We start from the raw sequence: 12,194 nt of genomic DNA on the forward strand, positions 1-12,194 counted from the left end.
CTACCCCGCCGCCCAGGCGACCGCGGCGCCGAGATAGGCGAGAACGCACAGCAGCGGCAGGGCCGAAATCAGGCACGAGAGAAAGAAGCGCCCGCGGCGGTGCAGCGGCATGGAGATCATCGCCGCGCCGACCGCCAGCACCGGGTAGAGCAGCGCCGCGTCGTACATCAGCCCTGGCGGGTCGCCGACATTGTCCCAGAGCAGCAGGAGCGCGATCCACATCAGCGCCGTCAGCGGCGCGATCGCCGCGGCGGCGATCAGGATCACGTTGCGCGCGCGCAGCGCCTCCTCGGCCTTGCGCTCGCCCTTGGCGGCGTCGCGCAGCTCCTCGCGGAAGTGGTTGAACATCGCCCAGCCCTCCCCGCGCGCCGCGGCGGTCGGCTCAGCCGCGCCCGAAGCCGGCGGGCCGGAAAGTGCGGAAGGCCTTCAGGCGGCGCGGGATGAAGGTCGCGACCCGTCCGAGCTTTTCAGCCCCGCCCTTGATCTTCGGAATCGCCATGACGTTTCCGATCCGGCGGTCCAGGAAGGCGCGCGTCGTCTCGAAGTTCTCCGATTCGTCGTTAAGCCAGACCATCAGCGTCGAGGAATAGACGCCGGCCAGCAGACCGCGCTTGGAATAGAAGTTCCAGTCGGTCGAGCGATCGCCGCAGGCGAACCAGATGTCGTCCACAGTCCGGTAAAGAAGTTCGGCGGCCAGCGGCGCGTTCTGCGGCAGGGCGAGGAAGCTGAGCGCCGAGCGGATCGCCTCGCGATCCGGGGCGTTCTGCTCGAAGCGCGTCATCACCGCATACGCGATGCGCTCGCGGATGCGCATCTCGTCGAGCGAACTCTCCGCAAGCGCCGCCATCATGCGCCGATCGGCCATGCGGCTGTGCCAGTTGACGAGGTCGCGCGCGCCGGCAGGGAACAGCGCCTCGGCCGTTCTCCAATCGACGTCGCACTCCTCGGCCGCGCGTTTCAGCGCCGCCTTGCTCCAGCCGTCAAAGGGCACGTGCATCAGCACCGCGTCCGTCAGCCGGTCGCGAACGGCGTTCACATCCGTGTCCTGCTCGCGCTCATGCGGCATTCTCTTCCTCCTCGTCGGCGGGGTTGCGCGGGGCCAATCCCATCAGACGGCGCGCCTTTTCCGGCGGGCCGTGACGCATCTCATCGGCGAACAGCAGCAAGGATAGATCGTCCATGCGCTGCGGATAGAGGATCCCGTCCAGGTGGTCGCATTCATGCTGCAGGACGCGGGCGTGGAATCCGTCTACTTCGCGGTCGATCGTCTCCCCGTCGGGCGTCGTCGCCCGGACATGGACACGCGTCGGTCGCGGCACCAAGCCGACCAACCCGGGAACGGACAGGCAGCCCTCCCAGTCGTAGGCCAGCTCCTCCGTCGTCGGCGTGACGAGCGGATTGACCAGCGCCGTCAAGGGTACGTCCTCCGTCGCGCCGCGCCGTTCCGACGCCTCCACGAAATAGACCACGACGCGCGCCGACACGTGCACCTGCGGCGCCGCGAGCCCCGTGCCGTCGGCGTCCTGCATGGTCTCGATCATGTTCTTGACCAGCGCCCGGACGCCCGGCGCGCCGGGATCCGGGACCGTGTCGGCGGCGCGGCGGAGCGACGGATGCCCCATCTTGGCGATCTTCAATATCGACATGGGCTCAATATGGGTCGGGTTCGCGCCCGCGTCAAAAGCCGCAGGCGCGCGGCCGTCCTTTGCGCTTCGCCCTTCACAAACGGGGGAGGCGGTGCTATAAGCCCGCCAGCTGTCGGCGCGCCCGGGGTGCGCCGACGCCGTCTTTTTGCGTCCAACCTTGAAAAATCAAGCGGTTGGCGCGATCTGGACGGATGAAAGACAACGCAAACCGAAAGGTCGGGTGAAAAACCGTGCAAGTCATCGTTCGTGACAACAATGTCGACCAAGCGCTTCGCGCTCTGAAGAAGAAGATGCAGCGTGAAGGCGTCTTCCGTGAGATGAAGCTCCGTCGTCATTTCGAGAAGCCTTCCGAGAAGAAGGCGCGCGAACGGGCCGAGGCCGTGCGCCGGCATCGTAAGCTGCTGCGCAAGCGCCTGGAGCGCGAGGGCTTCTAAAGCCCGCGCCGCCCATCGGTACGGGTCCTGACGGACCCGCCCGCGACAACGCTCTCGACCGTCCGGTCGGGGGCGTTTTTGCGTTGGGGCCGCCGTGGCGGAGTCGCCGTCTCTACTCGTTCTTCTCTTGCGGGCGTCCGAATTCGTCGAGACCGAGAAGACGCAGGACGCGCTGGTGATCTCCGCCGTTCTCCATCAACTCGACCAGCAATTCGCCGAAGCTCATATTCCCCCACACCACCGCGCGTCGGACGAGGTAGGGCACGGGGCTGTGCGGCTCGGTGCGCATCAGGTAGTCGGCCGCCTCCGCCAGGCGACGATAGGCGTCGGCGCGGCTCTCGATCGGACCGGCGGCGGCGGGGCCGGCGGTCGCTTTCTTTTCGCTCATCGGCTTCTCCTCAGGCGCGGCTGCGGCGTTGGCTTCGGCCGCGTGCGCCTCCTCGTCGTCGACGCCGTCGTTCGGCATTTCACCGCCCTTGTCGGCGAGATAGCGTCGGGCCAAGTCATCGACCTCGACCAAGGTCGCACGGATGCGGCCAAGGCTCGGCGCCTGCTTGCCGGCGCGCGCGTCGAGCGCCTGATCGAGACGCTCCACCTCCCCCAGCGCCGCCTCCGCGACAGTCGCCAAGTCGATGTAAAACGATACGGGCGTGAGACTGACCGAAGCCTCGAACGCGCCGCGGCTTGGCTTGCGGCGGCCTTCGCGCTCGGCCGCTTTCGGGTCGCGCTCGCGCAAGGTCTCGATCCGGAGCACATCGTGCCAGCTGTGCAGGTCATAGGGCCGCTCGTCGCCTTCCGGTCGCGTAATTGGAACCAGTTGCAGCAGACGGCCGAACTGGGTGTTGGCCCACTGTACAGGACCGAGGCGGAAGTCGAGATCGCCGTCCTCCTCGATCGCCGGGTGCAGATCCTCCCAGAAGTCTTCGATCAGCGAACAGGCGAGATCGATCCCGCGTCGAAACCCGCGAAATCCCTCCAGATGGGTCCAGGCCTCAGTCAGCCAGAACACCAGATGCAGATCCTTCGAGCGGGTCGCCAGCGCCTCCAAGCACAGATCGCGCACGTGCCGCCAGTCGGCGCGCTTCAAGTCGCGCTGCCATACGCCTTGCGGCAGATCGGCCTCGGCGCGTCGGGCCTCGCGGATTTCGTCGAATATCGGATCGTAGCGCAGCGAGACGCCGCAAGGCCCGTCCGGACCCGGAATCTCCGCCAACGCCGCCTCCGGCGGGCCGTCCTCTGCCACCGGCGGGGGCGGCTCGCTGCGCACCGTCGCGACTGCGGCGCCCTTCCCCGCGGCCGCCGCCGCCGCCTCGGCTTCGAGCCTAGCTGCCGAGTCTTTCGCCGGCTCGGCCTTCTTCGCGTTTCCCGGTTTCGCCGCCGCCTTCTTAGCCGCAGACTTCTTGGCCATCCTCGTTACTCCAAAACCTCGGGCGCGCGGGTCGGGAAGACGGGGACGACGACCGGCTGGGCCTCGCCCCCGCCCCGCGCCGTCAACTCGACCCGAATGAAAAGCCGCGCCGTTTCGATCCCCCCGCCGGCCGCCGGCCGCGTGGGCGCGTCGACGCGCAGCGTGTGCGGGCGCGGATCGACGAATTGCTCGAAATCGTCGGAGCCGGCCCGGTGACGGCGGATCGCCTCCAACAGCGACCACGCATTGTCGTACCGCAGACGCACCGTGCGGCGATCGACGATGAGGTTCGGTCGATCGGGCGTGGCGGCGGGGACGGCGGTCGAATTCTCCGCCCAACGCAGCAGGATCTCGACCGGCTCGCCAAGGCTCCAGCGCGCGGTGCGCTCCCCGCTGCGTTGGTCGAGCCGCGTCGGCCCGACCTCCAGCGCCCACTCGATCACTTGATTGGCGCCGGCCTCGCGCGCGCGGTTGACCCGGAACGTCGCGGCGACGTCGAAGACCGGCGCGTCGTCGGGACCCGGCGCGTCGAGCCACGGGCCGAAAAGCGCGCGCACCTGATCCATCCGATCCAGGAAGTCGAGCGCCCGATCGCGGGAGAAGCCGAGATCCACCGCCTCCTCAAGGGCCCGCCTGGCCGGTCCGGCCTCGGCGTCGTAGACGGCGAAGAACGCCTCCAATTCGCGCGGGCTCACCTCGGTCATATCCTCGCGCCACCCGTCGGCGACAAAGGGATAGCGTCCGGCCAGACGTTCGTCGAAGGCGTCGGCGACGGCGCCGTAGGCGGTTTGCGCCTGAACGCCGGCGAGATCGGCGCAGCGCTGGCGAAGCCCCCTTTCAAGCCGGCGCACGCGCTGGACGAAGAAATCTCCGCCGCCCGACGCCTCGCCTGCGCCCGCCCGATCAAGCACGTCAGTGCAGGTGGCGAAGGTGATCTCCATCATCGGCCCCAGGATGAAGCCCTCCAGCTCCGCGACCGAATTGTCGGCCCGACGCAGCGCGTATTTCTGCAGCTCTTCGGCGATGCGTCGCCATTTCGTAACCAGCCGGTCGGCGGCCTCCGGCAGGCGCAACTCACGGGCGTCGAGAAAGTCGATCAACGGCCGGACATACTGGTCGGCCAAGATCTGGATGCGCTCGCGCTGACGGGCCAAGATGTCGATCAGCTCAAACCGATCGCGGGCGCGGTAGGCCTCGAGCGCCATCCGCGCGCCGCCGTCCCACCAGCGAAAATCGCCGCCCTGCGGCTCGTAGAACGCCTCTTGGGCGAACAGCGAATCGGCTTCCTCCACCATGCCGACGGCGTGACCGACCGCCAAGTCGCTCAGGTCGAGGAAGCTGTCCTCGCGCCCCAGGTCGTCATAGGCCGCCATGATGCGCGCCAAATCCGGCGCGACGGCCGTGAAGCTCTGAACCTCGCGGCGCAACGCCTCCTCGGCGCGCAGGCCGGCGGCGGCCGCGTCGCGTCCGACCTCCAGAGCCCGGGCGATCTTGTCGTTGACCGTGCGCTCCAGGCGCTCGGCTGACGCGCCGCGGATCATCGAATGAAGGGCGCTCGGCGCGCGCTGGAGGTCCGCGCTCATAAAGTCGTTATAGGTGTCGATCAGCGCCAGCGCGTCGTCCAGCCGTTCGGGCCGCCACAAGGCGGGGACGCCGGTCGGCGGGGCCGGCGGCATCGGCTGCAATGCGCCCTCCGCCATGAAGGGCTGCGCGAAGAGCCGCCCGATCACGCCGTCGAGGGCGGCGATAGGCTCGGAGAACTCAAGCGTCGCGCGCTGTCCGTCGCGCTTCAAAAGCGGCCCGACGGCGAGCGAGCGCAATGTCGGCAGTTCTCGGACCACATCCTCGACGCCGAGGCGCGCGCGTCGCTCGAACGCCGCCGCCAACTCTCCGCCGAGAAGCGCCGACCCGCCGACGCGTTCGAGAAAGCCGGAGAAACCGACCGCGACGTCGTAGGTCGGGGTCTCCATCCAGGCGTAGCGCGGCGCAGTGAACTGATCGCGCGTCGCTTCGATGCGCGCGCGGATCTCCTCCAGCAACGCCGCCCCGCTGGACCGGCGATTGGCCGCATCGTCCAGCGAGATCCCGAGCCGGCGCAGATTGACCATCAGCGGATTCTCGGCGAACAGCGCTGGAATCGCCTCGTCCAGATAGGCGTTGTAGCGCGCGACCGCAGGCGCGCGGAAGGGCTGCAACGCCAGTTCCCGATAATCGATGCGCGCCAGCGCCGCCTGATAGAGATCCGCGTCCTCCAGAAAATCGGCCGGCAGCGTCATGCCGAAGAGATATTCGACCAACGCTTTGACGTCGTTCAGGTCCTGGCGTTCCTGCAGGTGATTGTAGCGATCGAGCGCCGACTCGAACCGACGCAGCTCCCGCACGAACCGCTCAAGCCGCTCGAAGGCGGGGCCGCGCTCGAACTCCGCCCCGCCGCCTTCCGCCCGCGCCGCGCTCCGCCCGTCGGATTCGGCGCCGGACCCGGCGGCGACGGCGTCCAACCGTCCGGCGACCAGCGCTTCGCCGCGCTGCTGCAGCGCGGCGCGCATCGACTGCAGGATGAACAGATTGAACGCGTCGGTCGCGACCGCCGTCACACGGTCGTCCAACGCGCTCAACCAGCTGGTCGGCATGGTCGGCCGCGCGAAGCCGCCGGCCTCGACGCGCGCCATCCCCTCCAGCAGGGTCAGCGCCTTTTCTCGGTCGAAACCGCCGCGCCCGACCGGCGCCTCGCCCCGTTCGATCGCGGCCTGACGCAGCGCCTCGGTCTCGCGCATATCGGCCTGAACCTCCCGCACGAACGGCGTGACCGAGGCGACGCCGGCGCGCAGCGCGCCGTAGTCGACCGCCATGCCGATCCCGCCGAGCACGATGAGCGCCAGCGTGGCGACCTGCGCCGTCAATGCGGTTCGGTTGCGCGACAACAACGCGCGCTTCGCCGGCCGCGCGACCCCGTGCTCGGCGAAAATCTTGTCTTCGAACAGATCCGTCAGGAAGACGGGGCGCATCTCCTCCTTCGGCCCGCTGTAGACGCCGGGCAGAACGGGGATCGGCCGCAAGCCGGCCGGCGGCGGCGCGCCGCCGTCCCCCGCGAGAAAGACGCCGCGCAGCGAGAAAGCCTCGTGATAGGCGCTCGCCTTGAACAGATGGCGCAATGCAGCGCGCAAAGGCTCGCGTAGCTGGGCGATCTCGCCCGGGAGCTGGAACAGCCCTTCGGCGTCCGCCAGCTCCGCGCGCTCGGCGAAGATCTCCATTTGCGCGCTGCGCACGGCCTGGACGATCTGGTCGACCGCCTCGTCGATCCAGTCGGCGCGGAACTCGGTCTCGAAGCTGTAGGGGCTGGACCATCCCAGCATGTCGGCATGCTGCGCCTCGGGCAATTCGCCGACAAAGCTCTTGAAGCCGACCAGCCGGTCGGCCTTGGTCACGACGACATAGACCGGAAAGGCGAGCCCCAAGCTGGTCTGCGCCTGCCACAGTTTCTTATACAGCGCCTCGGCGCGATCGGCGACCACGTCAGACGGCCGCGGCCGCCCCTCCGCATCGAGCAGATCCTCGATCGGCAGGGTCAGCACGACTCCGTCGATCGGCCGGCGCGGCCGGTGCCGATCAAGCAACCGCAACAGCTGCGCCCAGCCTCGACGGTCGGAGGTCATGGCGCCGCGCGCGCGCACCAGTTGGCCGGCCACGTCCAGCACCACGCCGCGGTCGAAGAACCACCATTTGCAGGCGGGACGGACGTCTTCCCAATCCTCCGCGGGCGCGCCGACCGGCAGCGTCATGTTCGTGTTCCGGATGAGCGTCGACTTACCCGAGCCTTCCGGTCCGATCAGCAGATACCACGGGATCGCGTACCGCCAGTCGCGCCCGCTGACATGCGCTTTCAGCAGTTTCAGCGCGTGACGGAAGCTGCGGCCCAGCGGCAACAGCGGCAGATCGTCGGGCTCCAGCTGGAACGGCTCCAGCGCGTCCATCTGCTCGACCTCGCGCCGGTCGGCGTCGGCCTCCGTCTCAGCCGCCTTCTTCTTGGACCGCCGCACCAACAGCCACAACGCCAACAGAAGCGAAATCGCGACCAGAACCAGCATGCCGACGATCGCGGGCATGTAAGGGATGATGCGCACCAGGAAATCGTAGATCGGATCGAACCAGGTCATCCCGGCCCTCCCGACCGCAACAGCGCGTCCAACTCTTGGACGGCGCCGGTCCACAAAACGTGGCCGAGGAGGATGAAGCCGAGAAGAACCGCCGCGAACAGCCAATACCAACGCGCCGGCGACGGCAGCATCCGCGCGCGCGCCTCGCCCTGGGTCTGGTCGTAGGCCTGGGGCGTCAGCCGGCGGGTCTGATCGGCCAGATCGGGGCGACGCTGATAAATGTAGTAGTAGAGCTGCTTGCGGTAATCGATCAGCTTCTGATCATGTTTGGCGCCGCGATACTTGCCGCGGAAGCCGAGCGACAGGGCCAGCAAATAGACGACCGCCAATTCCGCCTGAACCCTGTCGCCGCTTTGCAGCAGCCGGTCGAGGCGCTGGAACAGCTTCTCGCCGGCGGCGTAGCTCCCGAAGAGCCGGGTCTCCAGCAAATCCTCGCGCCACGCCGTCCGCCCCGGCCAATCGAGATGCAGAAAGATCTCGTCGGCCAGCGCCGCCATCACGTATTGCGCCTCCTTATAATAGAGGACGCCGTATTCGCCGCCGCGCCGTCCGGCCTCCAGCGCCTGCATCTCAAGCAGCGACTGCAACTGCTGCAGCGCCTCTTCGGCGCTCAGGTGCGCGCCGCCCGCGCCGCTCTCCGCGGCGGCGTCCTCCTCCGGCTCAGGCGGATCTGGATCGGCCGGCTTCGGCTTGCCCGGCAAGGGCGGCGGCAGCGGGCGGATGACGCCCTCAGGCGGCGGTTCGGGCCGCTTCTTGGCGCCGGCCTTCTTGGCTGCGGCGGCGCGCGCGCGCCCGCCCCTCAACGCCTCGGCGCGCAGGCGCATCAGCTCGTCGTAGAACTCGCGGAACTGATCCAGCACGTAGGCGCCGGCGCTGCCGGTCGCGGCGGGGGCGGCGGCGGAAGGGGGCATGGGCTACCGGCCTTTCCGCTCAACCCGCCCCGTCGCCGGCGGGATTGCGGACGTAAAGAACGATCTCCTGCGGCGGCTCGCGCCGGCCGCGGTCGCCGGAGAGGATGAGAAGCGGCTCGCCCGCCTCGATGAATTCCGGGTCGATCTCGATGCGGAACAGCACCACGCCCCGGGTCGGGGTTAAGTCCAGCGCTTCGTCGCGATCGATGCGCCGACGCCCCGCGCCGAGCACCCGGCGATCCTGCATCGACTGAAGCATCGGTTCGGAGCCGATCAGCGCGCCCTCCATCCATTCGATGACGTCGGGTTCGGTCATCTCCGGCCGGGCGCGCACCCCAACGGTCAACGCCTGATCGCACCAGGCGGCGTCCAGGCTCAGGCGGAAGACGCCGGCCTCCTCCGCAAAGGGAATGGCGATGTAGGCTTCCGACACCCGGTCAAGCATCTGGATCGCGAACTGAATGGCGGCGTCGAAGCTGGCGCGCAGGTCGTCGTGATCATAGGCGGGCAAGGCCGGCGGCACCAAGGCGCCCCCCACCGCCGTCATATGCCCGACGATCCCGGTCAGCGAGAGATACAGCTGGAAAGGATGACAGCGGTCCGTCTTAAGGATCGCCTCGAAGGTCGGCAGGCCCGCGACCAGACCGTGGATCACGGTCTGGGTCTGATGCAGCATCGGGCGGTCGCTTTGCGAGACCGGCGCCTTGGCCCGCTCAGCCAGGAAGACCGCCTTCTCGCGAAGTTTGGCGGCCAGCGCCGAACAGCTCTCTCCCACCGGCGAGGCGCGTGTTATCGACAAGGCGGGCGGCAGGAATCCGGTCTGGGTGAAGGCCTCCTCCTCCAGCTTGATTTCGGCGATCGGAAAGCCGGTGAACTTCTCCGGCAAAGCGTCGGCGGCGATCAATTGCAGCCGCGGCACCATGCGCGCGATGCGCAGTTCCCCCTCGCCCGAAATTTCGTCCGCGACCGGGGCCCCGTCGACGCTCTGATAGCGCGGCAGCTCGCCCCCGGTGGGCCGCCCGCCGGGCCGGCGCACCGGGACCGCCAGCTGAAGCTTAAGGGGCGCGCGCGCCAAACGGTCCTGATGGGCGCTCAGATCGATCTCCAGCGGCGCGCCCTCGCCCTGCACATGATGGACGATCAGACCGTCCGGCAGCACGGCCTCCAGTTCGAGCACCCGGAAGACGCCGGAGACAAGCATCACCGGATCGGTTTTCAGATGCCGCACGCCCCAATGGAAGGGGGCGGCGCTCAGCGTGTGATAGACCGACAGCTCTTCAGCGCGCAGCGCCAGCTGCTGAAAATGCTGCGGGGCGAGCAGCATGCCCTCATGCCACTCGATCGCCTCCGGTAGTTCTCGCGCCGATCTCGGCATGAATGACGGCCCCCGCACACGCAACGCCCCGCTCTCGCCCGGAGTCTAGCCGAGGCGCGGGGGCGTTCTCAAGAAAACGCGCGAAGACCCTACAATAAAAAACAAGGCCTGTCCCGCCTTGGCTTTTTGCGGAAAAGAATTCGAAACCCCCTCAATTCGGGGGGTCGAAGGACTCAATCGTGAAGTCGTCGGGGCCGAGCCGAATGCGCACCGCCTCCTGACTTTCCAGCCGCGCGCGGTGGTCGCCGGGGGTGAAATAGTCTGCGAAGACGAATGCGGCGCGCGGCGCCGCGCCGTCGGCGTTCTCCAACTCCTCCTCCGTCAGCGCGCGCGGGGCGATCGCCAGTTCCGGCACCAGCTCCCAGCCGATCACCGTGAAGCCCGACGGGAAGTCGCGACGAAACTGACCCTTCCGGCGGAACCAGTCGGCCGCGGACAGCGACGCAATCTGATCTTCGACCGCCGCTTCATGCACCAGCACCAGATCGACGGCGGTCGGATTGTTTCGATTCGAGTTCGGTTCGGAGACGAGCGCCACCCACTCGAGCGAGAAGACCGGCGCATCCTCGCCCGCCAAACCGCACCCGCCGAGCAGCAGCGCCGCAGCGGCGAGGACCGCCAGCTTCCTCCGAGCTCGTTGGCACGCCCCCACCGTCACCCGCTCCTACCCGTCGCGCCCGCGGCGCACGAAGCTCTTGAGGCCTTGCGCGGTCTCCAGCTCGGCCGCCCGGTCGCGCGCCGCCCCGACGCTGTCAAAGCCTCCGGCGCGGACGTAAAACAGGGCCCGGCCGGCGCTGTCGCGCCCGTCCACTATGCGCGCGTCGAGGGCGTCGGGGATGCGGGCCAAAAGCTCCTCGGCGTTCGCCCGCTCGCGAAAGGCTCCGAACTGCAGAGCATAACCGCCGGACGGCTCCGACTGGGCGGTTTCCGCCGGCGCAGGCCGGGCGCTCGGCGATGCGGTGAAGCCTCCCTCCTGTTCCGGCGGGGCCGACGGCGCGCGCACAGCCGGCGGGAGACGTTTCAGAAGCGCGCGCGGCGCACCGGTCGCCGACGCAGGGAGATCGGACTGAGCGGGCTCAGGCGCGACAGTTTCAGAGGTTCGAGGCAGCGCGGCGACTTGCGAGCGGGCGCCGGCGGACTGCTGATCGAATGCGGCGCCGCGTTCCGCCGCGGCCAGGATCTCCGGCGCCGGCGGGGCCGGCGTCTCAGGCGCGTCGCCGGCGGTCGCGCGCGCGATCAGCGCCGGGATTCGCGCGGAGGGCGCGGCGGGGGCCGCCGGCTCGACCGCCGCGACGCCGGCGTCCGTCGGGGCCTGCGTCGCAGGCGCGCGGGCGACGCCCCCGTCCGGGGCGATCAGCCAGAAAGCGGCGAGGAACCCCGCCACGAACAACAGCAAGGCCGCCGCGGCGGCGCCGCCTATCACGCCGTAAGCGGCGCGCGGCGAGAGCGCGACGCGCAAGGCTTCGCCGCCGTGGCGGATGCGCGGAGCCTCCTCATAGGCCGCCCGCTCGAACCGCGGCGCGCGGTCGCGCGCGCCGCGCCAATCGCGACCGGCGAGATCGAGCACGCCGAGAATCCCCGGCCGCGGCGCGGACGCGCCGACGGGTCGCCAGCGGCCCCCGCCGCCGTCGCCGACCTGCTCCCCTCCGCCCATACTCGCCGCCGCCATCGGGCTCGTCGCTCCTCGTTTCCAGCTTAAAAATCCATATCTGGTGGGCCGATTCCGATCGACCCGCCAAATATAGAATCGGCTAATCGGATGATATCACTGGCGGAATCGGGGGCACAAGAAAGCATTCACAAGAAAAGGAAAATAAACCCTGACCTGTCGCCCGGTCCGGAGAGCGACGAATCCCGGCGGAGCCCGACATGCTGCGCCGCGAGTCCTCGAACACGGCCTTACGAATATTTAGCGCGGTTCAGGCGACCAAAACCGTGGGTTGGGGAACGACGATCGTCCCGCCGTGCGCGCAGCTGTCGGCGACCCGCGCCATCGGCAAGCCGCCCGCCAAAACGGTGGGCGAGCCCATCGCCACGCTGTCCGGCGGCCCCACGCAGACGGCCATCGAGCCCGGCCCGATCGCCGGCATCACGCCGACCAAGACGGTCGGCGCGGAGGGAGCCGCGACCGGGCCGCCCACATGCGGGACCACCCCCGTCACCATCGGGCAGACATGCATGGCGGTCAGGGTCGCGGCCGGCATGGCCATGAGCGGCGCCTCGTTTTGCGGATGACAGCGTCATGCTAGCCGATTTCGGCGGCGAC

Annotated in this window: 11 protein-coding genes; 1 reads left to right on the forward strand and 10 read right to left on the reverse strand. The window is 68.9% G+C overall.

What is annotated here, in order from left to right; all coding sequences use genetic code 11:
* The 3 genes from RIB45_RS09625 to def are packed head-to-tail and all read right to left on the reverse strand — an operon-like array spanning position 1 to position 1,646.
* Positions 1 to 348, reverse strand: coding sequence for a hypothetical protein (locus tag RIB45_RS09625; RefSeq protein WP_350050047.1), 348 nt, complete (start codon positions 346 to 348; stop codon positions 1 to 3).
* Positions 349 to 382: 34 nt separating this feature from the next.
* Positions 383 to 1,066: a COQ9 family protein gene (locus tag RIB45_RS09630; RefSeq protein ID WP_350050048.1), complete on the reverse strand. Its 684-nt coding sequence runs from the start codon at positions 1,064 to 1,066 to the stop codon at positions 383 to 385.
* Positions 1,056 to 1,646, reverse strand: a complete 591-nt coding sequence (gene def / locus RIB45_RS09635; RefSeq protein WP_350050049.1) for a peptide deformylase — start codon at positions 1,644 to 1,646, stop codon at positions 1,056 to 1,058. The genes RIB45_RS09630 and def overlap by 11 nt, the downstream gene beginning before the upstream one ends.
* A 230-nt stretch (positions 1,647 to 1,876) precedes the next feature.
* On the opposite strand from def, the gene rpsU reads away from it, so the two are divergent.
* On the forward strand, positions 1,877 to 2,080 hold the full coding sequence (gene rpsU / locus RIB45_RS09640) for a 30S ribosomal protein S21 (protein ID WP_210681611.1): 204 nt from the start codon (positions 1,877 to 1,879) through the stop codon (positions 2,078 to 2,080).
* A gap of 112 nt (positions 2,081 to 2,192) precedes the next feature.
* On the opposite strand, the gene tssA is transcribed toward rpsU, so the two are convergent.
* The 7 genes from tssA to RIB45_RS09675 form a co-directional block, all read right to left on the reverse strand.
* Positions 2,193 to 3,488, reverse strand: a complete 1,296-nt coding sequence (gene tssA, locus RIB45_RS09645; protein ID WP_350050050.1) for a type VI secretion system protein TssA — start codon at positions 3,486 to 3,488, stop codon at positions 2,193 to 2,195.
* A 5-nt stretch (positions 3,489 to 3,493) separates the two neighbouring features.
* On the reverse strand, positions 3,494 to 7,642 hold the full coding sequence (locus RIB45_RS09650) for a type VI secretion protein IcmF/TssM N-terminal domain-containing protein (protein WP_350050051.1): 4,149 nt from the start codon (positions 7,640 to 7,642) through the stop codon (positions 3,494 to 3,496).
* Entirely contained in the window at positions 7,639 to 8,553 is a 915-nt protein-coding gene (locus tag RIB45_RS09655) for a DotU family type IV/VI secretion system protein (RefSeq protein WP_350050052.1), read from the reverse strand. Before RIB45_RS09655 ends, RIB45_RS09650 begins: the two co-directional genes overlap by 4 nt.
* A 19-nt stretch (positions 8,554 to 8,572) precedes the next feature.
* Positions 8,573 to 9,928 (reverse strand): type VI secretion system baseplate subunit TssK, encoded by a 1,356-nt coding sequence (tssK, locus tag RIB45_RS09660; RefSeq protein WP_350050053.1) that lies wholly within the window; start codon positions 9,926 to 9,928, stop codon positions 8,573 to 8,575.
* Positions 9,929 to 10,079: 151 nt separating this feature from the next.
* Entirely contained in the window at positions 10,080 to 10,586 is a 507-nt protein-coding gene (locus RIB45_RS09665) for a hypothetical protein (RefSeq protein ID WP_350050054.1), read from the reverse strand.
* Positions 10,587 to 10,592: 6 nt separating this feature from the next.
* Positions 10,593 to 11,597 (reverse strand): SPOR domain-containing protein, encoded by a 1,005-nt coding sequence (locus RIB45_RS09670; RefSeq protein WP_350050055.1) that lies wholly within the window; start codon positions 11,595 to 11,597, stop codon positions 10,593 to 10,595.
* A gap of 250 nt (positions 11,598 to 11,847) precedes the next feature.
* Positions 11,848 to 12,138, reverse strand: a complete 291-nt coding sequence (locus RIB45_RS09675; protein ID WP_350050056.1) for a PAAR domain-containing protein — start codon at positions 12,136 to 12,138, stop codon at positions 11,848 to 11,850.
* Positions 12,139 to 12,194: the final 56 nt, after the last annotated feature.

It is taken from the genome of Marivibrio sp. (genome assembly GCF_040218065.1).
GTDB lineage: Bacteria > Pseudomonadota > Alphaproteobacteria > UBA8366 > Aestuariispiraceae > Marivibrio.

What these genes read in the sequence shown, in the direction of transcription:
- RIB45_RS09625 (WP_350050047.1), bottom strand. Translation starts at nt 348, where the DNA reads ATGTTCAACCACTTCCGCGAGGAGCTGCGCGACGCCGCCAAGGGCGAG.
- RIB45_RS09630 (WP_350050048.1), bottom strand. Translation starts at nt 1,066, where the DNA reads ATGCCGCATGAGCGCGAGCAGGACACGGATGTGAACGCCGTTCGCGAC.
- def (WP_350050049.1), bottom strand. Translation starts at nt 1,646, where the DNA reads ATGTCGATATTGAAGATCGCCAAGATGGGGCATCCGTCGCTCCGCCGC.
- tssA (WP_350050050.1), bottom strand. Translation starts at nt 3,488, where the DNA reads ATGGCCAAGAAGTCTGCGGCTAAGAAGGCGGCGGCGAAACCGGGAAAC.
- RIB45_RS09650 (WP_350050051.1), bottom strand. Translation starts at nt 7,642, where the DNA reads ATGACCTGGTTCGATCCGATCTACGATTTCCTGGTGCGCATCATCCCT.
- RIB45_RS09655 (WP_350050052.1), bottom strand. Translation starts at nt 8,553, where the DNA reads ATGCCCCCTTCCGCCGCCGCCCCCGCCGCGACCGGCAGCGCCGGCGCC.
- tssK (WP_350050053.1), bottom strand. Translation starts at nt 9,928, where the DNA reads ATGCCGAGATCGGCGCGAGAACTACCGGAGGCGATCGAGTGGCATGAG.
- RIB45_RS09670 (WP_350050055.1), bottom strand. Translation starts at nt 11,597, where the DNA reads ATGGCGGCGGCGAGTATGGGCGGAGGGGAGCAGGTCGGCGACGGCGGC.
- RIB45_RS09675 (WP_350050056.1), bottom strand. Translation starts at nt 12,138, where the DNA reads ATGGCCATGCCGGCCGCGACCCTGACCGCCATGCATGTCTGCCCGATG.